We start from the raw sequence: 23,276 nt of genomic DNA, 5'->3' as shown, positions 1-23,276 counted from the left end.
CGGTTCGCCCCAACTCCCTGCTTGAGAGGCCCTGCCATGTCCCGTTCCGAAACCCTCTTCGCCAACGCGCAAAAGCACATCCCTGGTGGCGTCAACTCGCCGGTGCGCGCTTTTAAAAGCGTTGGCGGCACTCCGCTGTTCTTCAAACATGCCGAAGGTGCCTACGTCACCGATGAAGACGACAAGCGCTATGTGGACTACGTAGGTTCCTGGGGCCCAATGATCCTCGGCCACAGCCACCCGGACGTGCTCGACGCGGTGCGCAATCAGCTGCAGCACGGCCTGTCCTACGGCGCGCCGACCGCCATGGAAACCGAGATGGCCGACCTGGTGTGCAACCTGGTGCCGTCCATGGAAATGGTGCGCATGGTCAGCTCCGGCACCGAGGCCACCATGAGCGCCATCCGCCTGGCCCGTGGTTACACCGGCCGCGACAACATCATCAAATTCGAAGGCTGCTACCACGGCCACTCCGACAGCCTGCTGGTAAAAGCCGGCTCCGGCCTGCTGACCCAGGGCGTACCGAGCTCGGCCGGCGTACCGGCGGATTTTGCCAAACACACCCTGACCCTGCCGTTCAACGACCTGGCCGCCGTTGAGCAGATGCTCAGCGAAGTTGGCTCGACCGTCGCTTGCATCATCGTCGAGCCGGTGGCCGGCAACATGAACTGCGTGCCGCCGGCACCCGGCTACCTGCAAGGCCTGCGCGAGCAGTGCGACAAACACGGCGTGGTGCTGATCTTCGATGAAGTGATGACCGGTTTCCGCGTCGCCCTCGGCGGCGCCCAGGCGTATTACGGCGTCACCCCGGACCTGACCACCTTCGGCAAGATCATCGGTGGCGGCATGCCCGTCGGCTGCTTCGGCGGCAAGCGCGAAATCATGCATTGCATCGCCCCGCTCGGCCCGGTGTACCAGGCCGGCACTCTGTCGGGTAACCCGCTGGCCATGGCCGCAGGCCTGACCACGCTGCGCCTGATCAAACGCCCGGGTTTCCACGCCGAGCTGACCGACTACACCAGCCGCATGCTCCAGGGCCTGCAGGACCGCGCCGATGCGGCCGGCATTCCGTTCGTCACCACCCAGGCGGGCGGCATGTTCGGCCTGTATTTCAGCGGTGCCGACGACATCGTCACCTTTGACGATGTGATGGCCAGCGATGTCGAGCGCTTCAAGCGCTTCTTCCACCTGATGCTCGAGGGTGGCGTGTACCTGGCCCCGAGCGCCTTCGAGGCCGGTTTCACCTCCATCGCCCATGGCGATGCCGAGCTGGCGATCACCCTCGACGCCGCCGAGCGCGCCTTCGCTGCGTTGAAGAACGCCTGATGCAGTACAGCACGGCACTCTCCGATGGCGTGCTGGCCTTGGCCTGCCTGGCCTGCGCAATCGCCATCGGCAAAGCCCGCAAGCACTATGGCGAGAGTGACCAGCCGGCGCTGTTCTGTGCGCTGCTGGGGTTTCTTCTGCCGGCCGCTGCAGCGGCCGTCGGGGTGATTCGCTTCGGCATTGACCCCGGCGCGCAGGCCGCGCACTTGTGGCTAAGCCAGGCCAGCAGTTTTCTCGGTTTACCGTTAGTCGGCGCCGCCGCGCTGGCCTTGGGCCGCGGCTGGCAATGGAGCCGCGCCAACTGGGGACGCATCCTGCTGGGGCTGTGCGCTTTCTTCGAACTGTTCCGCCAACTGAACCAGCTGGAGGATTATCGCCTGCTGCTCAACCTGGCAACGCTGCTACTGATTCTCTACGCCGGCGCCGTGCAGTGGCCCAAGCGCCCGCCCCTGGCCACCTCGGTGACGGTGGTGGGGCTGTTTTTGCTGGCAGGGCTGGTCGTGGGCACCCAGGGTTTTATAGATCCGTTACGCAGGGTCGATCTGTTCCATGTCTTGCTGACGCTCGCTTATCCGTTATTAGCCTGGCTCCTGCTGAGCCTACCCGGCAGCGCAAAACATGGCCGCACGGAAGAAAACCCGGTAAAGACTTTGTAAGAACGCCGCTGCTTATTTCATAATGTGATGGCTGCCGCGTTCCGGCGGCCAGGCACATCGCCTGTTGTGCATCCTGAGGTAAACGGATTTTCATGAAACGCACCGGCCGCACCCTGTCCCTGGGCTGCCTGTTGCTCCTGCTGCCACTGCTCGCTTCGGCGGGCGGCAACTCCTTGCTGATCCCCGCGCCAGGCAGCTGTTCCCTGAATACCACCGCCGAAGAACTGCCGGCCGCCCTTGAGTCCTGCCAGCAGGCCGCGCTTAACGGCGACCTACAGGCGGAATACGAACTGGGCGAGTTCTACTACGACGGCAAGCGCATCGAACGCGACCTGAGTCAGGCGCTGAAATGGTTTGAACAAGCCTCGCTGCAAGGTCATGCACAATCACAATACCGCCTGGGCATGATGTTCTTCCGTGGCGAAGGCGTACCAGCAAATGCGGTGCAGGCCTATATCGTGTTGAAGATGGCGGCAGTCAATGGCTCGGACGAAGCCATGGACAGCGCCGACCTGATCGCCGCACAGATGCCCCGCGATGAGCTGGAAATTGCCAGCCAGGTGCTTGGGCAGATATTCCGCAACTACCTGCTGGAGTTGCAGAACGCCGACACCTTTACCTCACCGTTCGCGCCACTGCCGTAGCGTTCGGATGGATGAGCGAAACAGTGTCCATACGGCCTTAGAGCGGTGGATATAAAAAGCGACACCCACCCGACAGCCTAAGACAGCTTACTTGTCCGGCATCGGCATGGGGAACGGCATGACATTGCCACCACCCTTGGCATCACTGATCTTCGGCGTACCCAGGCGCTCGACTTCATCAATGCGGATGATCGCGTGCATCGGGATAAAGCTGCGCACCACACCGTCGAACTGCGCTTTGAGCTTTTCCTCACTGGGGTCGACCACCACCTGGGTGCGCTCACCAAAGACGAATTCTTCCACTTCCAGAAAACCCCACAGATCGCTTTGAAAGATCTGCTTGGCGTACATCTCATACACCTGACCCTGGTTGAGGAAAATCACCTTGTAGATGGGTTCGCGCTTGCTCATGGCTATGCAGTTCGTACCGGCGGGTTATTGAAAGGGCGCGGATCATAGCATAGCCGCCGAGCAGCCAATGCTAGGAAGCCACGCCTTCGCCCCCTATAATGCGCGGTTCTTCAAATCCCCTTGTTGAGCGCGCATGACCAAGAAGCTTTATATCGAAACCCACGGTTGCCAGATGAACGAGTACGACAGCTCGCGCATGATCGACCTGCTGGGTGAACATCAAGCCCTGGAAGTCACCGAGCAGGCGGCAGACGCTGACATCATCCTGCTCAACACCTGTTCGATCCGCGAAAAAGCCCAGGACAAGGTGTTCTCGCAGCTTGGCCGCTGGCGTGAGCTGAAGCTGGCCAACCCGGATCTGGTGATCGGTGTCGGCGGCTGCGTGGCCAGCCAGGAAGGCGCGGCGATTCGTGACCGCGCGCCCTACGTCGACGTGGTCTTCGGCCCGCAGACCCTGCACCGCCTGCCGGAAATGATCGACGCCGCGCGCAGCACCAAGACCGCCCAGGTGGATATCAGCTTCCCCGAGATCGAGAAATTCGACCGCCTGCCTGAGCCGCGCGTCGATGGCCCCAGCGCCTACGTGTCGGTGATGGAAGGCTGCAGCAAGTACTGCACCTTCTGCGTGGTGCCTTACACCCGTGGCGAAGAAGTCAGCCGCCCCATGGCCGATGTGCTCAGTGAAATCATCCACCTGGCCGAACACGGCGTGCGTGAGATCACCCTGCTCGGACAGAACGTCAACGGCTACCGCGGCGCGACCACCAATGGGCAGATCGCCGACTTCGCCGAGCTGCTGTATGCCGTGGCCGCCATCGATGGCATCGACCGTATCCGCTACACCACCAGCCACCCGCTGGAGTTCTCTGACGCGCTGATCCAGGCTCACGCCGATATCCCGGAGCTGGTGAAGTACCTGCACTTACCGGTGCAGTCGGGCTCCGACCGGATTCTCGCGGCGATGAAGCGCAACCACACCGCGCTGGAATACAAGTCGCGTATCCGCAAGCTGAAAGCCGCCGTGCCGGACATCCTGATCAGCTCGGACTTTATCGTCGGCTTCCCCGGTGAAACCGAGAAGGACTTCGAGCAGACCCTGAAACTGGTCGAAGACGTCGGTTTCGACTTCTGCTACTCCTTCGTCTACAGCGCGCGCCCCGGCACCCCGGCGGCTGATCTGCCCGACGACACCCCGCTGGAACTGAAAAAGCAGCGCCTGGCGTTGCTGCAACACCGCATCAGCCAGCAGGGTTTCGAAAACAGCCGGCGCATGGTCGGCACCGTGCAGCGCATTCTGGTCAGCGACTACTCGAAGAAAGACCCCGGCATGCTCCAGGGTCGCACCGAGAGCAACCGCGTGGTCAACTTCCGCTGTGACAATCCACGCCTGATTGGCCAGTTCGCCGACATCCATATCGACGAAGCCATGCCCAACTCACTGCGCGGCACGCTGATCAGCGAAACCGTCTGCAACTAAAGGTGCAGCGGCCCGAGCTTCCCCCTCGCGGCCGCTGGCGCTATTCTTCAGTTCACTACCCCAGCCGACTGGCGGCCATCACACGACCTTGAACGCGCCCATAGAACCGCTCCGCTTTATCCTTGAACCCTTTGAGGCCCGCCGCTTCGCCAACCTGTGCGGCCAATTTGATGAACACCTGCGCCTGATCGAACAGCGCCTGGGCATCGAGTTGCGCAACCGTGGCAACCAGTTCGAACTGGTCGGCACCGCCGGCCAGACCCGCGCCGCCGAGCAACTGCTGCGCCGCCTCTACCGCGAAACCCAAAGCACCGAACTGTCGCCCGACCTGGTGCACCTGTTTCTGCAGGAATCCGGTATCGAGGAGCTGAGCAATCCGACCGTCGAGGCCAGCGTTGCCCTGCGCACCCGCAAGGGCATGATTCGCCCACGCGGCGCCAATCAGCAGCGCTACGTCAAAGCCATCCTCGACCACGATATCAACTTCGGCATCGGCCCGGCCGGCACCGGCAAAACCTATCTCGCCGTAGCAGCTGCCGTAGATGCCCTGGAGCGCGAACAGATTCGCCGCATCCTGCTGGTGCGTCCGGCGGTAGAAGCGGGTGAAAAGCTCGGCTTCCTCCCCGGCGATCTGTCGCAGAAGATCGACCCGTACCTGCGTCCGCTGTACGACGCGCTGTACGAGATGCTCGGCTTCGAGCAGGTGGCCAAGCTGATCGAGAAACAGGTGATCGAAGTCGCACCGCTGGCCTATATGCGCGGCCGCACGCTGAACAACAGCTTTATCATCCTCGATGAAAGCCAGAACACCACCCTGGAACAGATGAAGATGTTCCTCACCCGCATCGGCTTCGGCTCGACAGCGGTGATCACCGGTGACATCACCCAGGTCGACCTGCCGCGTGGCACCAAAAGCGGCCTGACCCATGTGATCGACGTGCTGCGCGATGTGCCGGGCATCAGCTTTACCCACTTCAAACCCAAGGACGTGGTGCGCCATCCGCTGGTGCAACGCATCGTCGAAGCCTACGAGCGCTACGACAACCGCATGCACGGCAAGCTGGATGACGAGCAGGATGAGCGCAATGCTTGAGCTTGACCTGCAAATCGCCAGCGACGCCGCGAACCTGCCGAGCGAGGCGCAGTTTCGCGCCTGGTGCGCGATCGCCCTGCGCCAGCGCACAGCCGATTCGGAGCTGACCATCCGCCTGGTCGACGAAGCCGAGGGCCGCGAGCTCAATCACACCTGGCGTCATAAAGATTACGCCACCAACGTACTATCCTTCCCTGCCGATGTGCCGGATGAACTGCTGGACATCCCGTTGCTCGGCGACCTGGTGATCTGCGTGCCGGTGGTTGAGCGCGAAGCCCAGGAACAGGCGAAAACCAGTGAAGCGCACTGGGCACATCTGGTGATCCACGGCTGCCTGCATCTGCTCGGCTACGACCATATCGAGGATGAAGAAGCCGAAGAGATGGAAGCGTTGGAACGCGAATTGCTGGCTGAGCTGGGGCATCCCGACCCTTACGCCGACCACGAATAATTATTTGCCACCCCCACAGACACAACAGAAGGTTCCTGAGTAACCACCATGAGCGAAGATCGATCGAGCAACGAGCAGAAGTCCTGGTTCAACCGACTGACCCAGGCTTTTGCTCATGAGCCGAAGAACCGCAAAGAACTGCTGGAAGTGCTGCGCGAAGCGCACCAGAACAAGCTGCTCGACAGCGAAGCACTGGCCATCGTTGAAGGTGCAATTCAGGTCGCCGACCTGCAGGTACGCGACATTATGGTGCCGCGCTCACAGATGATGAGCATCAAGGCCAATCAGTCGCCCAAGGAATTCCTGCCGGCGATCATCGAAGCGGCGCACTCACGCTACCCGGTGGTGGGCGAAAGCCTCGACGATGTGGTCGGCATCCTGCTGGCCAAGGATCTGCTGCCACTGATCCTCTCGGGCGAACAGCCCAACTTCAATATCAAGGACTTGCTGCGCCCGGCCACCTTCGTGCCCGAGTCCAAGCGCCTCAACGTGCTGCTGCGTGAATTTCGCGCCAACCACAATCACATGGCCGTGGTCATCGATGAGTACGGCGGCGTTGCCGGCCTGGTGACCATTGAGGACGTGCTTGAGCAGATCGTCGGCGACATCGAAGACGAGCACGATGTGGAAGAAGACAGCTACGTCAAACCGCTGCCCTCCGGCGATTTCCTGGTCAAGGCGCTGACGCCGATCGACAGCTTCAACGAAGCCTTCGACACCACATTCTCCGACGATGAATTCGACACCGTCGGCGGCCTGGTGATGAGCGCCTTCGGCCACCTGCCCAAGCGCAATGAAGTCACCGAGATCGGCGAGTTCCGCTTCCGCGTGCTCAACGCCGACAGCCGGCGCATTCATCTGCTGCGCCTGACGCCGATCAATAACTGATCTGCAGCCGGCCACCGGCAATGGTGGCCGGCGGGCCACTTCCCCCGCCTGCTCGCGCGCTTTACCCTTGCGCCACCGCAATCCAAGGACCTGCATGCAATGCACTGGATAACTCGACCTGGCTGGCCCGGCACCCTGATCGCGCTTGTCGCGGGGGCCATCACGCCATTGGCGCTGGCACCTTATGACCTGTGGCCGCTGGCCCTGTTGTCCATCGCCCTGTTCTACCTCGGCCTGCGTGACCTGACGCCACGCCACGCCGCTCTGCGCGGCTGGAGCTACGGCTTTGGCCTGTTTGCTGCGGGCACCAGCTGGGTGTATGTGAGCATCCACGATTACGGCGCCGCCTCGCCGCCGCTGGCGGTGTTTCTGACATTGCTGTTTGTCGGCGGCCTTGGCCTGCTGTTCGCCCTCAGCGCCTGGGTCTGGACACGCTGGTTGCGCCGGGTCGAAGCGCCGCTGGCCGACGCCCTGGCCTTCGCCGCCCTGTGGCTAGCCCAAGAGGCCTTCCGTAGCTGGTTTCTCACCGGTTTTCCCTGGCTCTACGCCGGCTACAGCCAACTGGATGGCCCGCTGGCCGGCTTGGCCCCAGTCGGTGGTGTATGGCTGCTGTCCTTTGCCTTGGCCCTGAGTGCCGCGCTGCTGGTGAATCTGGCGCAACTGCGCGCGCGCAAGACGTTTCTCGCCATCGGCGTGGTGCTGTTAATTGCGCCATGGGTCGCCGGCATCGCCCTCAAGGACCACGCCTGGACCCAGCCGCAGGGTGAGCCGCTGAGCGTGGCCGCCATGCAGGGCAATATCGAACAGAACCTGAAGTGGGACCCCGAGCAGCTCAATGCGCAGCTCGCGCTGTACCGCGACATGACCTTCAGCGCCAAGCCGACCGACCTGATCATCTGGCCGGAAACCGCCATCCCTGTGCTCAAGGACCGCGCCCAGGGTTACCTGGGCGTGATCAATCGCTTCGCCAACGACCGCAATGCCGCACTAATCACCGGCGTGCCGATTCGTCAGAGCAACGAGCGCGGCGAACCGCGTTACTACAACGGTATCAGCGTGGTCGGTCAGGGCAGCGGCGACTACCTCAAACAGAAGCTGGTGCCCTTTGGTGAATACGTGCCACTGCAGGACCTGCTGCGCGGGTTGATCGCCTTCTTTGACCTGCCAATGTCCGACTTCGCCCGTGGCTCGGCCGACCAGGGCCTGCTGCAAGCCAAGGGCTACGCCCTGGCCTCGTTGATTTGCTACGAAGTGGTCTACCCCGAATTCGCCGCCAGCCTGGCCGCACAGAGCGACCTGCTGCTGACCATCAGCAACGACACCTGGTTCGGCCGCTCCATCGGCCCGCTGCAGCACCTGCAGATGGCGCAGATGCGCGCCCTGGAAGCTGGACGCTGGATGATCCGCGCCACCAACAACGGCGTCACCGCGCTGATCGACCCGCAAGGCCAGATCACCATGCAATTGCCGCAATTCGAACAGGCAGTGCTCTATGGCCAGGTACAACCAATGCAGGGACTCACGCCTTATTTGCAGTGGCGTGGTTGGCCCATGCTGATTATCTGCCTGGGGCTATTTGCCTGGGCGTTGATGGCCAGTCGTATGGCTAAAACGCTTTAACGACGAAAAAATCGGTAGAACTCGCGCAGCTCAGCCTGCGCGTCACCGATGCTCACCGGGGTGAAACGCAGCGGATGGTGCGCCGGGCATTGCGCCAGACGGCCCTGATCGAGCGGGTGCAACCAACCGAGCAGCGGGTAACCGCCCATGCTCTGGTGGTCGGCCTGGAGGATGATCGGCTGACCATCCGGCGGCACCTGAATCGCTCCACGAGCAACGCCCAATGACCATTGCCGCACAGGCGGCTGCATGGCCTCGCCAAGCAGTCGCGCGCCCATGCGGTCAGAGTGCGGGCTGAGCTGCCAGGTCTGGGCGAAAAAGCCCTGCAACTGGTCTTCCCCGAAACTCGCCGCATCGCCGCCGGTAATCACCCGCAGCAAGGGTTTGCAGCGGTAATCCGGCAGATAAGGCCAGGGCACGCTGGCAACATGAGTGAAATGTGCGGGCCGGCAGGCCAGCAGATCACCCGCCTGCACAGTCCGTCCCAGCCCTTCGCGCAGTTGCACGCTAACGCTGCCCAGCAGCGGCTTGGCGACAAAACCGCCAGCCACTGCCAGATAGGCACGTTGACCGCTACGGGCAAAGCCCAGGCGCAACAGCTGGCCTTTGCGCAATGGCAGGCGCGTCCACAGCGGCTGCGGCTGATCATCCAGACTCAGCGGCACTTGAGCGCCGCACACCGCCACCCAGGTATCGACTTCGGCCTGCAACGCGACGCCGCCCAAGGCGATTTCCAGCAGCGGCGTGCCCCAGGGATTGTTCAGCAGATGATTGGCCCAGGCCGCACCGTGCCAATCCAGCGGCCCGGCGGGCGATACGCCCAAGTGTTGCCAGCCGCGCCGCCCAGCATCCTGCAACAGGCTTTGCGGCCCTGGCTTGAGCACCCGCAGGCCGCTCATGGCTGACCGCCTTCGCGAATAAAGTCGCGCTCGTCGATACGGCGAAAACGCACCCGGTCACCCAGCGCCAGCGGGCATGGCGGGGTTTGTGCAGCGTCGAACAACGACCAGGGGCAACGACCAATTAGGTGCCAGCCGCCGGGCGAGCTGTGCGGGTAGATCGCCGTCTGCCGCTCGGCAATTGCCAGGCTACCGGCCGGCACCGCGAGACGCGGGGTGGCGCGGCGCGGTAACGCTAGGCGCGCGTCCAGCTCGCCGAGGTAGGCAAAGCCTGGAGCAAAACCAATCGCGCCAACGCGGTACTCGGTCGCCGCATGCAGCTCGATCACCTGAGCGACACTGAGCTGACACAGACGCGCGACCTCGGCAAGGTCTTCACCGTTGTAGCAAATGGGGATTTCATGCAGCCGCCCGGCCTGCGTGACAAAGGGGTCGGCCAGCCAGCGCTCCAGCAGCGGTTTGAGTCGCTCGGCCAGCTCCAGGTGATCGGTGCGCAGCAGGTCGTAGTGCAACAACAAGCTGGTCCAACCCGGCACCAGATCCGTCAGCACCTCACCCAACTCGCCACGGATACGCTCGGCCAGCAACGCGATCCGCTGCGGCAACTGCGTATCCGGCTGCTCGGCAAGCACCAGCAGCAGCGCCTCGGCACCGGCCGGTTCGAGGCGGATCATAGAGCGTCCAGGCTGGCCCGCAAACGCCGCAGTACGGCCAGCGAATCGGCGTTATCGCCATGCACGCACAGGCTGTCGGCGCGCAACTGCAGCGGCTTGCCATCGATATCGGCAAACGGCTCGCCTTGGGCAATCGCCAGGGCCTGCTGAAAAATCCGCTGCGGATCATGGTGCACCGCACCGCTCAAACGCCGGGGAGCCAACTGCCCGTCGGCCAGATAGGCGCGGTCGGCAAAGGCCTCGAACATCAACGGCACATCCGCAGCATCAGCCAGGCGCAGCTCGCGGCTGTTGTCGGCCAGCGCCAGCACCATCAGCGGCAAGCCCTTGCGGTAACTGGCGCAGGCCTCAAGCACCGCGTTGAACAGCGCATCGTCACGCACCAGGTCGTTGTACAACGCGCCATGCGGTTTGACGTAGGCCAGCTGGGCGCCAGCCGCGCGGCAGAAAGCCTCTAGGGCGCCAAGCTGATACAGCACCAGCGCGGTGACCTCCTCTGGCGAGCAGGCGATATGCCGACGGCCGAAACCAAGCAAATCCGGATAGGCCGGGTGCGCACCAATGCTCACGCCATGCTCTACCGCCAGGGCGACGGTGCGCTGCATGGTCAACGGGTCGGAGGCATGAAAGCCACACGCCAGGTTGGCCTGATCAATCAGCGGCATGGCATGCACGTCATCGCCCATGCGCCATACGCCGAAGCTTTCACCCATGTCGCAGTTCAGCAGGATTCTTTTCATGCCCATCAGCTTAGTGGCGCATTGCGGCGACGGGAAGCCCGCCCAAGCATGCCCAGCCACGGCCGTGTCCAGGTACGAAGAGATCATCACACTTCAATAGGAATGTATATTGTTTGTAAATAATCATGCTTAGCATTAAAAATTCACTAGAATCGCCACCCTGAACCCCAAACCCACTGACAAGACTTGGCTATGCCTCACTCCTTCTGGCTCGGCACCCTGCGCCAATGGCACTGGATCAGCTCGGCGCTGTGTCTGGCCGGCATGCTGTTGTTTGCCGTAACCGGCATCACCCTGAACCATGCCACGCAGATCGAAGCAAAACCCCGGGTGACCAATCATCAGGCGCAACTGCCCGAGGCGCTGCAGACCGCGCTGCAAGACAAACAACCCAGCCAGGGCCTGCCGCTGGAGCTGCGTCGGTGGCTGGAGGCCGAGCTGGCGATTCGCCTGGATGGCCGAGACGCCGAATGGTCGGATGGCGAGCTGTATATCGGCTTGCCGCGCCCCGGTGGCGATGCCTGGCTGAGCCTGGATATCGAATCCGGCGCACTGGAGTTCGAGTCCACCGACCGGGGCTGGATCGCCTACCTGAATGACCTGCACAAGGGCCGTAATACCGGCACTGCGTGGGCCTGGTTTATCGACGTATTTGCCGTGCTCTGCGTGGTGTTCAGCCTCAGCGGCCTGCTGTTGCTGCAACGCTATGCCGGCAACCGCCCCAGCACCTGGCCGATGCTCGGCCTGGGCCTGGTACTCCCTGTTCTGCTGGCTCTGCTGTTTATTCACTAAGGACATCGTTATGCCAAAACGCTTGCTGTTGCCCCTGTGCGCCCTTTTGAGCACCCCGGTGCTGGCTGCCGACGTGAAGCTGGAGGTGGAAATCCCGCGCCTGCAGGTGGCCGAATACCACCGCCCCTATGTGGCCATCTGGCTGGAGCAACCGGACCAGAAGCATGTCGCCAACCTGGCGGTGTGGTACGACCAGAAGCTCAAGGACAAGGAAGGCGAGAAGTGGCTCAAAGACCTGCGCCAATGGTGGCGCCGCAGCGGCCGCAGCCTGGAGATGCCGGTTGACGGCGTCAGCGGCGCAACCCGCGCAGTGGGCGCGCAGAGCCTGAGCTTCAGCAGCGCCGATGCGCCTTTCAAACAGTTACCCGCCGGCGAATACCGCGTGGTGGTGGAAGCCGCCCGTGAAGTGGGCGGCCGCGAACTGCTGCGCCTGCCGTTCACCTGGCCACCCAAGCAAGCCTCCAACCAGAGCGTTCAGGGCAGCAGCGAGCTAGGCCAGATCACCCTGCAACTGACGCCTTGAACCTCAGCCCCTTGCATCACTGCCATTAAGGAAGACTGCCATGCACCCACTCGTAAAATGGACCGCCCTGACCCTGGCCATCTGCCTGCCGCTGTCCGCCCAGGCCCACCGCGCCTGGATGCTGCCATCGGCCACGGTCCTGTCCGGTGAAGATCCCTGGGTCACCGTCGACGCCGCCGTGTCCAATGACCTGTTCTACTTCGAGCACTTCCCGCTGCGTATTCAGGGCATCGGCAATCTCGACAACGCCCCCGCTGGCGGCCCACCCGGCATGCGCCCGCGCCCGGCCGCCGTGCTGCAACTGTTCGCTCCGGATGGCAGCGCCGCCAAAGCCGAGAACGGCAGCATCGGCCGTTACCGCAGCACCTTCGACCTGCACCTGACCCAGAAAGGCACCTACAAGCTGGCCATTGCCAACAGCGGTCTGTTCGCCAGCTGGAAAGAAGGCCAGGAGAACAAGCGCTGGATGGGCAAGGCCGAAGACTTCGCCAAGCAGATACCGGCAGGCGCCGCCGAGCTGAAAGTGGCGCAGAACAACAGCCGCATGGAAGTTTTCGTCACCTCCGGCAACCCGACCACTACGGTGCTGAAAACCACCGGCGTGGGCCTTGAGCTGGCACCGATCACCCACCCCAACGACCTGTTCGCCGGTGAAACCGCGGAATTCACCCTGCTGCTCGATGGCAAGCCGGCCGCTGGCGTTGAGGTCAGCGTGATCCCCGGTGGCAACCGTTACCGCGACGATCTGGGCGAGATCAAAACCACCAGCGACGCCGCCGGCAAGATCAGCATCACCTGGCCGAACGCCGGCATGTACTGGCTGGAAGCCGAGCTGAGCAGCAAGGACGGCGTCACTGCACCCGCCACCGAGCGCCGCGCCTCTTACAGCGCGACCCTGGAAGTGCTGGCGCCCTGATGCCAGCCCGAACGCTGTCGCCGCCCGGCGACAGCGCTTCCCACCTTTTAGCTGACGACTCGACTTGATCACCGCCCCACGACTTCACGCCCTGCGCCACTGGCCACTGCCGACCTGCCTGCTGCTGGCCGGTCTGTTGTTCTGGCTGCAACCTGCGCGCGAACTCAGCGCGGGGCTGATCAGCCTCACCTATCTCGCCCTGTGCCTGCACTACTGCTGGCCACAGCGCCGTACTCCATCCGGCCAGGCCGGCGAACTGCTGATTGCCTACGCCAGCCAGGGCGGCCAGGCGCAGCACCTGGCCGAACGCAGCTGCGCGCAACTGCTCGCCAGCGGCACACCGACACGGTGTATCGCACTCAACCAACTGGACAGCACACAACTGGCAACGCTTGAGCGCCTGCTGCTGGTAGTCAGCACCTACGGTGACGGCGAAGCACCCGATAACGCCGCACGCTTTGAGCGTGCCCTGCATGCCCAACAACCGCTGCCGCAACTGCACTTCGCCATCCTGGCCCTGGGTGACAGCAGCTACCCGCAGTTCTGCGCCTTTGGCCAACGCCTGCAGCAACGCCTGCACGCACTTAAAGCGCAGCCACTGTTCGACCTGCTGTGCGTCGACAACCTCGATGCCGGTACCCTGCGCCACTGGCAGCAACAACTTGGCCACCTCAGCGGCAACAGCGATTTTGTCGACTGGCAGCCCGCGCACTATCGCCCTTGGCAACTGACGCAGCGCCACTGTCTCAACCCTGACAGCATCGGCGCCCCGATCTTCCAACTGCGCCTGAGCAGCAGCGAAGACGTCGAGTGGCGCGCCGGCGATATTGTCGAAGTCGGCCCACGGCATGCCCCGCAGCGCATCAATGCCTGCCTGCAGCAACTCGGCCTTGATCCGCAACAGCGCTTAACGGATGGCCAGCTGCTAAGCGATGCCTTGAGCCATCGCCATCTGCCGACAAGCCGGCCAGCTGACGGCGACATCGCGCAGTGGCTTGCCACACTGACGCCCCTGCCACACCGCGAATATTCAATTGCCTCATGCCGCAGCAGTGGCAGCCTCGACCTGTTGGTACGCCTGCAGCACCAGGCTGACGGCAGCCCAGGACTGGGCTCCGGCTGGCTGTGCCAGCATGCCGAAGTGGGCAGCCAGATCGACCTGCGTATCCGCCGCAACCCCGGCTTTCATGGCCCGGCCGCCGCCACACCGCTGATTCTGATCGGCAGCGGCAGCGGTCTCGCCGGCCTGCGCGCGCACCTGCAGGAGCGCACAGCCAATCCACACTCACGCAACTGGCTGCTGTTTGGCGAACGCCACGCCGCCCACGACGCCCTGCTGATCGACGAGCTACGCGCCTGGCAGCACAGCGGCCACCTCGCACGCCTCGACCTCACCTATTCGCGTGACGGCAACCCGCAACGCTATGTGCAGGACGCCCTGCGCGACGCCGCCAGTACCCTGCACGCCTGGCTGGCTGACGGCGCAGCCATTTACCTGTGCGGCAGCCTCGACGGCATGGGCCGCGATGTCGACGCCTGCCTGCGCCAACTGCTGGGTGATGAGCAGCTGGAACAGCTGAGTCAGAGCGGCCGCTACCGCCGCGATCTGTACTGACAGCACATTGCTCGACTGACAAGACCACACGCGCCAGCGCGATAAGCGCGTGCGAGCAAACCGCCCCTGGGATACACAGCACAACGGCTGGCACGCCGACGCTTAGCCTTATGTCGATGCCAACACGTGTAGACGCGGGCAGCGATACGTTCACTTGATCCCAACGATGTATCACCGTCAGCCTGCCAACTCCCGCGCAACCATTGAATAGCTGCATAAAACAAAACCCCGGCCACTGCAGGCAGTGGCCGGGGTTTCGCGTCAGCGGATGGTTGCTACCGGCCAACCCAATCTGGCGGTAGCGACCCTGACAGGCTTAGAAGCTGTAAGTCGCCGAGAGCACCGCCGAACGTGCATCGCCGTACTCGATCGCCGAAGAGCGGGTATTCAGCCCCACGTTCTGCCGCACGCTTTGCACATACTCCTTGTCGAACAGGTTGTTCATGTTCAACTGCAGATCAAGCTCATCGGTCACCTTGTAGCCGATCATGGCGTTGTGCACCCAGTAGGCATCCAGCTTGGCGTTGTCGCTGGAAGTCACGTTACGCTCGCTGGCATAACGCGCACCGTAACCCACGCGCCAGCCGGCTGGCAGCTCGTAGGTGCTCCACAGGTTGAACGAACGCGGCGGGGTGTTGCCCAGCGCCTGACCTTCACGGGCGATACCGGCAGCAGTGTCTGCGGCCTTGAGGGTTTCACTGTCGAGGAAGGTGTAGTTGGCGTAGACGTTCCACTGATCGGTAATCCGACCGGTCACACCAAACTCAACGCCCTGCACACGCTGCTCACCTGCCAGCTGGGTCGAGCCATCGGCCATGGTTTCACGGGCGTTGGTCTTTTCGACACGGAACAGCGCAGCATCCAGTTGCAGGCGGTTATTGAGCAGCTCCCACTTGGTACCCAGTTCCCAGGTTTCGTTCTCTTCCGGGTCCAGCTCGGTGGCAGCAGCAGTCAGTGCCCCGGAAGACGCCAGGTTCTCCGCCGCCGGGTTGAAGGACGTACCGTAAGCCAGGTAGATGCGTCCATTTTCGGTCGGTTTGTAGACCACCCCGGCACGGCCGCTGAGCTCCTTGTCACGCGAATCCAGGCGCGTCACGGTACCAGCTGGCAGCGCGACGTTCTTCGAGTCACCTTTGATCCAGTCATAACGCAGGCCCAGGCTCAGGTCCCACTGCTCGTTCAGGGCCAGGGTGTCGAAGACATAAATCGCTTCGTTATCCAGCTGGGTGCTGGTTTCAGCGGAGCGAGCCTTGTTGATCGGCCCGGTGTAATAACCTGGCGGGTTACCCAGATCGAAGCTGCGGCCGGCGAAATTCAAACCATAGCTGTAAGTGTTGCGGTGGTAATCCTCACGCGAGACCTCAACACCCGTCACCAGGGTGTGGCCCAGGCCGAAGGTGTCGAAATACGCGGTCAGGTTGGTCTGGTTGATCCACATCTCGCTGGTCACATCACGGCCATAGCCCTGCGGACCGGCAGGCCGGTATTGCCCAGCCGGGGCGACGGCCAGGTTGACGTGGGAGGCCGAAATGACCGTATCACGCTTGACCTGGCTGTAACGGCTGAGGTTCTGCAAGCGCAGGTTGTCGTTGAAGTCGTGTTCGAATTTGACCGTAAAGGCGTCGGTCTGAATCTCTTCCTTGTCGATGTTCTTCCAGCCGAAGAAACCTTCGCGGTCAACACCAGCCAGGCGCTTGCCGTCGAAAGCCGGCACACCGTAATCAGGCAGGTTGTCATCGTTCTGATGCAGATAGCTGAGGGTCAGACGAGTCGATTCGCTCAGGCCCAGCAGCAGCGACGGAGCAATACCCCAGCGCTGACGGTCGACATAGTCACGACCCGGAACATCGTTCTCATGGGCCATCAGATTGAGGCGCACGGCACTGCCGGTGCCCACGCCTTCCAGGGTCTGGTTGGTGTCCAGAGTCAGGCGGTGGTAGTTGTCCGTGCCCAGACTGGCACCGATTTCGGTGAAGTCACGCTGACGTGGCTGCTTGCTGACCTGGTTGATGCTGCCGCCGGTGGTACCGGAGCCGCCAAAGACCGAGTTGGGGCCTTTGATGACTTCGACGGCTTCGATATTGAAGGTGTCGGTACGGTTGTTCTGCGAGCTGTCGCGCAGGCCATCGATCTGCATGTTGGCGTTGGCACTGAAGCCACGGATGTTGATGCTGTCACCTGAACCACCACCGCCCTCACCGGCGTTAAAGGTGATACCGGAGACGTTGGCCAGCACTTCTTTCATGCTCAGGGCTTTCTGCTCCTTGAGCAGCGCCTGTGGCACCACGGTGATGGTCTGCGGGGTATCGAGTAGCGGCACCGCGTACTTGGCGGAAGACGAGGTTTCGGTCTTGTAACTTTCGGCCTGCTGGCCCTTGACCGTCACGCTGCCCAGTTCGACCGGTGTTTTGGTCTTTTGCGGCACTTGCTCGGCTGCCATGCCTGCGCCCGTCCAGGACGCTACAGCCAGACCGATGGCCGTAGCCAGAAGACGACGCTGCGGCAGGTTGCCGACTTGTTGACCCATACCCATGAGAACCACCCCCAGATAAAAACGAGGCGTGATTCTATTTGATAATCATTACCAAGCAATACAAATTTACACTTTTATTTGCATTAAGTTCCCTGCGTCTTACTTTTTCTACATCAGGCTCTCCGCACCAATACTGGCCAGATCACGACACCCGGTCAGCGCCATGGCCACTTCCAGCTCAGCACGCAGCAACTGCACCACATGCGCCACACCACTCGCCCCCGCCGCAGCCAGGCCATACACATAGGGCCGCCCGACCAATACGGCATCGGCACCCAGGGCCAGGGCCTTGAATACGTCCGTACCGCGACGGATACCGCCATCGAGCAGCAGCGGCACGCGCCCTTGCACTGCGGCGGCGATATCCGCCAGCACTTCGATGGTCGCCGGCTGGCCGTCCAGAGTGCGCCCGCCATGGTTGGAGACAATGATGCCGTCGACGCCTTCGGCTACCGCGCGCTGCGCATCTTCGGCAGTCATCACGCCTTTGAGCAGGATCGGCAGGCGCGTCAGTGAACGCAGCCACTGCACGTCCGCCCAGCCAGGCGCTGCCGCCATTAACGCACCACCGAGCAACAGGCCACCGCTGGGCGGCGCACTCTCGCGCAGCGGCTGCATGCCACGCAGATTGACCGCCTCAACGCCCTCGGGCAGAAAGAAACCGGCGCGCTGTTCACGGTTGCGCACGCCGTTGACCGGTGCATCCACCGTCAGCACCAACGCCTGATATCCCGCTGCTTCGGCGCGCCTGACCAGCGCCTCGGTAAAAGCCCGATCCGGCTGGATATACAGCTGGAACCACAACGGGTTATGCGCCTGCTCGGCCACCGCCTCAAGCGACACGCTGGCCTGAGTGCTCAGCACCATACCGGCCTGTACCGCCGATGCCGCCAGCACCGTAGCCAATTCACCGTCAGTATGCGCCAACTGCTGATAGGCCACCGGCGCGAGGAAAATCGGATGAGCAAAGGCCTGACCAAACAGCTGCAGATGGGTATTACCACCGCTGAGGTCAGCCAACACCCGCGTGCGCAGGCGAATGCGCTGAAACGCCGCCTGATTCTGCGCCAGGGTCAGCTCATCAGCCGCACCACCGGCGATATAGGCCCAGGCCTGGGCGCTCATGCGCTCGCGGGCCAGGGGCTCATAGTCCGCCACAGCGGCGACGCTTGGCGGGATCTGCGTCAGTTTCGGCAACGGCAGGTCGGTCATGTGTTGGCCCATTGGCGCAGCAGGTTGTGATAAACCCCGGTCAAGCGAGCCAGTTCGGCACTCTCCGGCACTTCCAGGGTCAGCGCCTGCACTGCCCGGTCCAGTTCCAGCAACAGACTGCGCTGGGTGTCATCACGCACCAGGCTCTGAATCCAGAAAAACGCCGCATAGCGTGTACCCCGAGTCACCGGCTCAACCCGATGCAAACTGCTGCCGGGATATAGCACCAGATGCCCGGCCGGCAGCTTGACGCGGTGGCTGCCGTAACTGTCTTCGACCACCAGCTCGCCGCCGTCGTACTCGTCCGGATCACTGAAAAACAGCGTGGCCGACAGGTCACTGCGCACCCGATGCGGCGTGCCCGGCACACTGAAAATCGCATTGTCGATGTGGTTGCCATAGGTGCCACCACCGGTATAGCGGTTGAAGCGCGGCGGCAATACCTTCAGCGGCAAGGCGGCCGAAACAAACTGCGGATGGTTGCCCAGGCGCTGCACGATAAAGTCGCCAATCTGCACCGTCAGCGGATCATCCTGCGCCAGTTGCTGATTGGCCTTGGCCTTCACCGCCTGATGCCCGGCAGTCAGCCGACCATCCTGCCAACTGGCCTGTTCAAACACCTGACGGCACTCACGCACCTGCTCGGGCGTCAGCACATCGGCAATGTTCAACATCATGATTTGCCCTCCTCACCGGTCGCCCTGAGCGCCCGCCACCAAACAGTTGCAAATGATTCTAAATAGCTGAGACGCACTATGACAGCGCCGCGCACCAGGACCGTTGATCCAGCCCAATAAATCCTCCACGAGGATGCCGCAGAACCAATAAAAACGCCCCGGATACCAAGGCATCCGGGGCGCGTTTACGGCCTGAGCAACTCAGAAGCGGAAGTCGGTGCTCAGGGTCAGGGTGCGTGGATCACCAAGCATGGCGCGACGACCATTCCAGTTGGTGGAAACGGCGTATTCCTCATCGGTCAGGTTATCCAGGTTGACCCGTACATCCAGGTTTGGATTGACCGCGTAGGACGCCATCGCATTAAAGGTGGTGTAGCTCGGCAGCTTGCCCACTGCGCCGTTGGGGATAATGCGCTCGGCATCGTCCGGGCGACCTAAGTAGGATGAGCCCACATGCTTGGCGCCGGCGCCAATGGTCACGCCAACCGGTAGACGATATGTCGTCCACAGGCTGCCAGACACTCGCGGACTGAAGGCCAGCTCGTCACCACTGGTACGATCAACCACGCCATAGTCACCTGGGTTGGCGTTCTTGCGCACCTGGTCCAGATAGGCGCTGTGCTTACGCTGACTATCCATGAAGACAACGCCCGCAAACACATTCCAGTTGTCGGTAATCTTGCCGGTGGCACTCAGCTCCAGACCTTTAACGATCTGCTCGCCATACCCCTTGAGATAGGCAGTCCCCGCCTCACCGTTATCAAGACCACTGATCGCAACCCGCTTCTCGGTATAAAACAGTGCGGCAGCCGTCGACAAACGCTGATCGAAGAAATCCCACTTGGTGCCCAGCTCGTAGTTGTCAGCCTTGACTGGATCGGCACCTTTCAACAGCCCCGGCATGGCCTGGCCATTGACCCGCGAAATATCCGTACCAGACAGGAAAGAACCTGCCGGCTGAATCGAACGACCATAGGCCACATAGATGCTGCCGTACTCGACCGGCTTGTACACCAGACCCAGCTTGCCGGCCACAGTGAACTCGGTGTCATCGTAGCCATCCGGGCCAACAGGCGCACCAGCAACGGTCTTGCTACTGATATCAACTTGATAGTTTTCCAGGCGCATCCCGCCTGTGAGCTGCCACTGCTCATTCAATTGGATGGTGTCGTACAGATACAAGGCAACAGTATCAACGGTGACTTCGCTGGTTTCACGCAGTTGACCGCGCTTGGCAGTTGGCCCTGTGCGCTGCCAATCCGGGTTGAATGGATCAACCGTAACCTGCGGTCGCACCTCCGCATAGGCGCGCGCCTCTGACTCCTCGCGCGTCAACTCCAGGCCGACGGACAGATTGTGCTGCAAGGTGCCGGTGGCAAACTGTGCCGCCAGGTTGGTCTGGTTGCTCAAGCTGGTGTTGACCCGATCATAGAATTGGGTGTCCGTCAGCAGGTCACGTTGAGCCGGGCGGTACTGGAAAGGCATGGTGTAACGCGCATCACGGTCAACCCGCGCCCAGCGCGTCTGGTTGCTCAATGTCATGGCGTCCGATAGGTCGTGCTCAATACGAGCCAGGAAGGTGTTGCTAGTGGTGTCGTCATAGTCGGACTTGAGGCCGTAAAAGGTGTCACGATCCAGCGAAGACAGTGCCGGATCATAAGGCGTGTTGCCTTTGAGACCCTTGACCGCGGCACCCGGCACACCCCAATCCGGACGATCATTCATCTGCACATGCTCAAAGGCAACGATTGCTCGGGTATCAGTGCCCAAGCCGAACGCCACCGAAGGCGCGATGCCCCAGCTGTTCTTTTCGGCATGCTCACGCCCGGCCACACCACTGTCTTCCAGCAGCAGGTTGAGGCGCACGGCGGTGCTGTCGTTGACCACCTGATTGGTATCCAGGGTCAGGCGTTTACGGGCTTCGGAATCGTACTGGTCAAAGGCATAGCTGATGCCGCCGCCAATAAACTCTTCCATGGTCGGGGTCTTGGTCACCAGGTTGACGTAACCACCGGCACCACCCCGGCCGTTGTCGGCCGCCGGGCCCTTGGCCACTTCAACTGACTCGACGTTGAACACATCACGGGTGTAGCTGCCGTTGTCGCGCGCGCCGTCGATAAAGATGCTGCCGCTGGTATCGAAACCACGCAGGCTGAAATTGTTGGTGCCGCTGGCAAAGCCGTTTTCACCGGCGTTGAAACTGATGCCTGGGGTGTTGCTCAGCACATCCGTCAGGTTGCGTGCGCCCTGCTCCTTGAACAGCGCTTCCGGGATCACGCTGAACGTCTGCGGCGTATCCAGCAAGGCCGCAGTCTGCTTCGGCGAGGAGGCCTTATCGACCTTGTAACCGCTGTCCTGCTGCCCCTTGATCGTTGCGCCACCCAGCTCAACCGGGGTTTTCTCGGCTTCAGCGGCAAAGCTGCTACCAGCACAGGAGGCGATGGCAAAACCGATGGCGCTGGCCAGCAGGCGAGGCTGCGGAAGAGCACCGCGCTTCTTATTTTTGTGCATGAGAATCACTCCAGGATTAAGAAACTGGCGCGATTCTAATTAATAAGCACTCTCAATCAATCTTTACATATCGTTTACTGGAACCAATTTGTAACAAAATTGTCAGGCACCTCGATGCGCCGCTGAAACCTCGCGCACACTCTTCAAGCAGAAGCCTCTAGTACAGGCAATAGCGCCTGTCAGCACGCCCCAGCGGCTACTCACAAATGGTGCAGACAGAAAAAAGGCACGGAGGTCACTCCGTGCCTTCTGGCCCTGCGCAGCAGCTATTACAGGTAGAACGACTTCAGCGGCGGGAAGCCGTTGAACTCCACCGCGCTGTAACTGGTGGTGTAGGCACCGGTGGACAGCCAGTACAGGCGGTCACCGATCGACAGGTTCAGCGGCAGGCCGTACTTGTAGTTCTCGTACATGATGTCGGCGCTGTCACAGGTCGGGCCGGCGATCACCACTTCTTCCACTTCCCCCTTCTTCTCGGTCCAGATCGGGAACTTGATCGACTCGTCCATGGTTTCGATCAGGCCGCTGAACTTGCCCACGTCCACATACACCCAGCGCTCCACGGCGGTGCGCGACTTGCGCGCCACCAGCACCACTTCGCTGACCAGAATGCCGGCGTTGGCGATCAGCGAACGACCCGGCTCCAGAATGATTTCCGGCAGGTCATCGCCGAAGTCTTCCTTGAGGAAGCGGATGATCTCCTCGGCGTAGGTTTCCAGGCTGTTGGTGCGGGTGATGTAGTTGGCCGGGAAGCCGCCGCCCATGTTGATCAGTTTCAGCTCGATACCGTCTTCTTCTTTCAGACGCTCGAAGATCACCTTGACCTTGGCAATCGCCGCATCCCATACCGAGATGTCGCGCTGCTGCGAGCCGACGTGGAAGGAGATGCCGTATGGCACCAGACCCAGATCACGGGCAAGGATCAGCAGATCCATGGCCATGTCGGTCTGGCAGCCGAACTTGCGCGACAACGGCCAGTCAGCGGTGGTCGAGCCTTCGGTGAGGATGCGCACATAGACTTTCGCGCCCGGCGCGGCCTTGGCGATATTGCGCAGGTCGGCTTCCGAGTCGGTGGCAAACAGGCGCACGCCCTTCTCGAAGAAGTAGCGGATGTCCTTGGACTTCTTGATGGTGTTGCCGTAGCTGATGCGGTCAGGCGTCACGCCACGGCTGAGCACCTTGTCCAGCTCGTAGATCGAGGCGATGTCGAAGCTGGAACCCTTTTCCTTGAGCAGGTCGATGATTTCCACCGCCGGGTTGGCCTTGACCGCGTAGTACACCTTGGCGAACTCGAACCCGGCGCGCAGGTCGTCGTAGGCCTGACTGATGATCGAGGTATCGATCAGTACGAACGGGGTTTCCTGGGTATCAGCGAAGGCTTTCATGCGCTGAAAAGTAGCGGGTGCGTAATAGTCTTCGACCTTGATCGACATGCTCGGACTCCAGTTGGCAGAACCAGTTAAAACGCATTCAGCAGATGAGCCGGCATTAGCGCCACTCACCCACCATTCAGGGAGACCTGGCGGCTAACCCGCACAGGCAGAACGTCTGATCAGTTTCCCCACTTTGGTTCGCCTACTTCCCAAGGCATGTCGCCGAGGATTACCCGCATCGGAGC

The 23,276-nt window shown here is 62.0% G+C and carries 21 protein-coding genes; 12 read left to right on the top strand and 9 right to left on the bottom strand.

Annotated elements, in window-relative coordinates; all coding sequences use genetic code 11:
* Positions 1 to 36 precede the first annotated feature (36 nt).
* The 3 genes from hemL to IOD17_RS03510 all read left to right on the top strand — a co-directional run bounded on the left by hemL (position 37) and on the right by IOD17_RS03510 (position 2,626).
* Positions 37 to 1,326, top strand: a complete 1,290-nt coding sequence (gene hemL / locus IOD17_RS03520; RefSeq protein ID WP_233683713.1) for a glutamate-1-semialdehyde 2,1-aminomutase — start codon at positions 37 to 39, stop codon at positions 1,324 to 1,326.
* On the top strand, positions 1,326 to 1,982 hold the full coding sequence (locus tag IOD17_RS03515) for a DUF6962 family protein (protein WP_233683712.1): 657 nt from the start codon (positions 1,326 to 1,328) through the stop codon (positions 1,980 to 1,982). Before hemL ends, IOD17_RS03515 begins: the two co-directional genes overlap by 1 nt.
* A 92-nt stretch (positions 1,983 to 2,074) precedes the next feature.
* Positions 2,075 to 2,626 (top strand): tetratricopeptide repeat protein, encoded by a 552-nt coding sequence (locus IOD17_RS03510; protein ID WP_233683711.1) that lies wholly within the window; start codon positions 2,075 to 2,077, stop codon positions 2,624 to 2,626.
* An 87-nt stretch (positions 2,627 to 2,713) separates the two neighbouring features.
* On the opposite strand, the gene IOD17_RS03505 is transcribed toward IOD17_RS03510, so the two are convergent.
* Entirely contained in the window at positions 2,714 to 3,037 is a 324-nt protein-coding gene (locus IOD17_RS03505) for a DUF1820 family protein (RefSeq protein ID WP_108486963.1), read from the bottom strand.
* 133 nt (positions 3,038 to 3,170) lie between these two features.
* Between IOD17_RS03505 and miaB the strand changes: the two genes are divergently transcribed.
* The 5 genes from miaB (at position 3,171) to lnt (ending at position 8,566) form a co-directional block, all read left to right on the top strand.
* The gene (gene miaB, locus IOD17_RS03500) at positions 3,171 to 4,514 is read left to right on the top strand and encodes a tRNA (N6-isopentenyl adenosine(37)-C2)-methylthiotransferase MiaB (protein WP_233683710.1); all 1,344 of its coding nucleotides are present in this window, start codon (positions 3,171 to 3,173) and stop codon (positions 4,512 to 4,514) included.
* An 88-nt stretch (positions 4,515 to 4,602) separates the two neighbouring features.
* Entirely contained in the window at positions 4,603 to 5,607 is a 1,005-nt protein-coding gene (locus tag IOD17_RS03495; RefSeq protein ID WP_233683709.1) for a PhoH family protein, read from the top strand.
* Positions 5,600 to 6,058: an rRNA maturation RNase YbeY gene (gene ybeY, locus IOD17_RS03490; protein ID WP_233683708.1), complete on the top strand. Its 459-nt coding sequence runs from the start codon at positions 5,600 to 5,602 to the stop codon at positions 6,056 to 6,058. Before IOD17_RS03495 ends, ybeY begins: the two co-directional genes overlap by 8 nt.
* A 48-nt stretch (positions 6,059 to 6,106) precedes the next feature.
* Positions 6,107 to 6,946 (top strand): HlyC/CorC family transporter, encoded by an 840-nt coding sequence (locus IOD17_RS03485; protein ID WP_233683707.1) that lies wholly within the window; start codon positions 6,107 to 6,109, stop codon positions 6,944 to 6,946.
* Between the two features lie 99 nt (positions 6,947 to 7,045).
* Entirely contained in the window at positions 7,046 to 8,566 is a 1,521-nt protein-coding gene (lnt, locus tag IOD17_RS03480) for an apolipoprotein N-acyltransferase (protein WP_233683706.1), read from the top strand.
* Here the strand turns inward: lnt and IOD17_RS03475 are convergent.
* From IOD17_RS03475 to IOD17_RS03465, 3 genes are read right to left on the bottom strand one after another with little or no spacing between them, the layout of a single operon-like run.
* The gene (locus IOD17_RS03475; protein WP_233683705.1) at positions 8,563 to 9,465 is read right to left on the bottom strand and encodes a biotin-dependent carboxyltransferase family protein; all 903 of its coding nucleotides are present in this window, start codon (positions 9,463 to 9,465) and stop codon (positions 8,563 to 8,565) included. The genes lnt and IOD17_RS03475 overlap by 4 nt on opposite strands.
* The gene (gene pxpB, locus IOD17_RS03470; protein ID WP_233683704.1) at positions 9,462 to 10,139 is read right to left on the bottom strand and encodes a 5-oxoprolinase subunit PxpB; all 678 of its coding nucleotides are present in this window, start codon (positions 10,137 to 10,139) and stop codon (positions 9,462 to 9,464) included. Before pxpB ends, IOD17_RS03475 begins: the two co-directional genes overlap by 4 nt.
* Positions 10,136 to 10,879 carry a 5-oxoprolinase subunit PxpA gene (locus tag IOD17_RS03465; protein ID WP_233684503.1) on the bottom strand — a complete coding sequence of 248 codons (744 nt, stop codon included), beginning with the start codon at positions 10,877 to 10,879 and terminating at the stop codon, positions 10,136 to 10,138. The genes pxpB and IOD17_RS03465 overlap by 4 nt, the downstream gene beginning before the upstream one ends.
* Before the next feature lie 192 nt (positions 10,880 to 11,071).
* Between IOD17_RS03465 and IOD17_RS03460 the strand changes: the two genes are divergently transcribed.
* The 4 genes from IOD17_RS03460 to IOD17_RS03445 all read left to right on the top strand — a co-directional run bounded on the left by IOD17_RS03460 (position 11,072) and on the right by IOD17_RS03445 (position 14,725).
* Entirely contained in the window at positions 11,072 to 11,671 is a 600-nt protein-coding gene (locus tag IOD17_RS03460; protein ID WP_233683703.1) for a PepSY-associated TM helix domain-containing protein, read from the top strand.
* A 10-nt stretch (positions 11,672 to 11,681) separates the two neighbouring features.
* Positions 11,682 to 12,194, top strand: a complete 513-nt coding sequence (locus IOD17_RS03455; RefSeq protein WP_233683702.1) for a DUF2271 domain-containing protein — start codon at positions 11,682 to 11,684, stop codon at positions 12,192 to 12,194.
* Between the two features lie 40 nt (positions 12,195 to 12,234).
* Positions 12,235 to 13,110 (top strand): DUF4198 domain-containing protein, encoded by an 876-nt coding sequence (locus IOD17_RS03450; protein WP_233683701.1) that lies wholly within the window; start codon positions 12,235 to 12,237, stop codon positions 13,108 to 13,110.
* A 64-nt stretch (positions 13,111 to 13,174) separates the two neighbouring features.
* A complete protein-coding gene (locus tag IOD17_RS03445) occupies positions 13,175 to 14,725 on the top strand; it encodes a sulfite reductase subunit alpha (RefSeq protein ID WP_233683700.1) in 1,551 nt (516 codons plus the stop codon).
* A gap of 316 nt (positions 14,726 to 15,041) precedes the next feature.
* Here IOD17_RS03445 and IOD17_RS03440 read toward each other — a convergent pair whose 3' ends face one another.
* The 5 genes from IOD17_RS03440 to IOD17_RS03420 all read right to left on the bottom strand — a co-directional run bounded on the left by IOD17_RS03440 (position 15,042) and on the right by IOD17_RS03420 (position 23,091).
* Complete coding sequence (locus tag IOD17_RS03440) at positions 15,042 to 17,252, bottom strand: TonB-dependent receptor (protein ID WP_233683699.1); 2,211 nt, start codon at positions 17,250 to 17,252, stop codon at positions 15,042 to 15,044.
* A 114-nt stretch (positions 17,253 to 17,366) separates the two neighbouring features.
* Positions 17,367 to 18,470 (bottom strand): alpha-hydroxy acid oxidase, encoded by a 1,104-nt coding sequence (locus IOD17_RS03435; RefSeq protein ID WP_233683698.1) that lies wholly within the window; start codon positions 18,468 to 18,470, stop codon positions 17,367 to 17,369.
* Positions 18,467 to 19,147: a Fe2+-dependent dioxygenase gene (locus IOD17_RS03430; protein ID WP_233683697.1), complete on the bottom strand. Its 681-nt coding sequence runs from the start codon at positions 19,145 to 19,147 to the stop codon at positions 18,467 to 18,469. The genes IOD17_RS03435 and IOD17_RS03430 overlap by 4 nt, the downstream gene beginning before the upstream one ends.
* A 201-nt stretch (positions 19,148 to 19,348) precedes the next feature.
* On the bottom strand, positions 19,349 to 21,658 hold the full coding sequence (locus tag IOD17_RS03425; RefSeq protein ID WP_233683696.1) for a TonB-dependent receptor: 2,310 nt from the start codon (positions 21,656 to 21,658) through the stop codon (positions 19,349 to 19,351).
* Positions 21,659 to 21,927: 269 nt separating this feature from the next.
* On the bottom strand, positions 21,928 to 23,091 hold the full coding sequence (locus IOD17_RS03420) for a type III PLP-dependent enzyme (RefSeq protein WP_233683695.1): 1,164 nt from the start codon (positions 23,089 to 23,091) through the stop codon (positions 21,928 to 21,930).
* Positions 23,092 to 23,276: the final 185 nt, after the last annotated feature.

It is taken from the genome of Pseudomonas anguilliseptica (assembly GCF_021375795.1).
Classification (GTDB): Bacteria; Pseudomonadota; Gammaproteobacteria; order Pseudomonadales; family Pseudomonadaceae; genus Aquipseudomonas; species Aquipseudomonas anguilliseptica_A.
The sequence above is the reverse complement of the archived record's forward strand: the minus strand, read 5'-3'. Positions and strand labels throughout refer to the sequence as shown.

Bases quoted from the DNA above. Each gene is read 5' to 3' on its own strand.
- IOD17_RS03430 (WP_233683697.1), bottom strand. From the start codon at position 19,147: ATGATGTTGAACATTGCCGATGTGCTGACGCCCGAGCAGGTGCGTGAG.
- pxpB (WP_233683704.1), bottom strand. From the start codon at position 10,139: ATGATCCGCCTCGAACCGGCCGGTGCCGAGGCGCTGCTGCTGGTGCTT.
- IOD17_RS03515 (WP_233683712.1), top strand. From the start codon at position 1,326: ATGCAGTACAGCACGGCACTCTCCGATGGCGTGCTGGCCTTGGCCTGC.
- lnt (WP_233683706.1), top strand. From the start codon at position 7,046: ATGCACTGGATAACTCGACCTGGCTGGCCCGGCACCCTGATCGCGCTT.
- miaB (WP_233683710.1), top strand. From the start codon at position 3,171: ATGACCAAGAAGCTTTATATCGAAACCCACGGTTGCCAGATGAACGAG.
- IOD17_RS03435 (WP_233683698.1), bottom strand. From the start codon at position 18,470: ATGACCGACCTGCCGTTGCCGAAACTGACGCAGATCCCGCCAAGCGTC.
- IOD17_RS03450 (WP_233683701.1), top strand. From the start codon at position 12,235: ATGCACCCACTCGTAAAATGGACCGCCCTGACCCTGGCCATCTGCCTG.
- IOD17_RS03465 (WP_233684503.1), bottom strand. From the start codon at position 10,879: ATGAAAAGAATCCTGCTGAACTGCGACATGGGTGAAAGCTTCGGCGTA.
- IOD17_RS03460 (WP_233683703.1), top strand. From the start codon at position 11,072: ATGCCTCACTCCTTCTGGCTCGGCACCCTGCGCCAATGGCACTGGATC.
- IOD17_RS03505 (WP_108486963.1), bottom strand. From the start codon at position 3,037: ATGAGCAAGCGCGAACCCATCTACAAGGTGATTTTCCTCAACCAGGGT.
- IOD17_RS03420 (WP_233683695.1), bottom strand. From the start codon at position 23,091: ATGTCGATCAAGGTCGAAGACTATTACGCACCCGCTACTTTTCAGCGC.
- IOD17_RS03510 (WP_233683711.1), top strand. From the start codon at position 2,075: ATGAAACGCACCGGCCGCACCCTGTCCCTGGGCTGCCTGTTGCTCCTG.
- ybeY (WP_233683708.1), top strand. From the start codon at position 5,600: ATGCTTGAGCTTGACCTGCAAATCGCCAGCGACGCCGCGAACCTGCCG.
- hemL (WP_233683713.1), top strand. From the start codon at position 37: ATGTCCCGTTCCGAAACCCTCTTCGCCAACGCGCAAAAGCACATCCCT.
- IOD17_RS03485 (WP_233683707.1), top strand. From the start codon at position 6,107: ATGAGCGAAGATCGATCGAGCAACGAGCAGAAGTCCTGGTTCAACCGA.
- IOD17_RS03475 (WP_233683705.1), bottom strand. From the start codon at position 9,465: ATGAGCGGCCTGCGGGTGCTCAAGCCAGGGCCGCAAAGCCTGTTGCAG.
- IOD17_RS03425 (WP_233683696.1), bottom strand. From the start codon at position 21,658: ATGCACAAAAATAAGAAGCGCGGTGCTCTTCCGCAGCCTCGCCTGCTG.
- IOD17_RS03455 (WP_233683702.1), top strand. From the start codon at position 11,682: ATGCCAAAACGCTTGCTGTTGCCCCTGTGCGCCCTTTTGAGCACCCCG.
- IOD17_RS03440 (WP_233683699.1), bottom strand. From the start codon at position 17,252: ATGGGTCAACAAGTCGGCAACCTGCCGCAGCGTCGTCTTCTGGCTACG.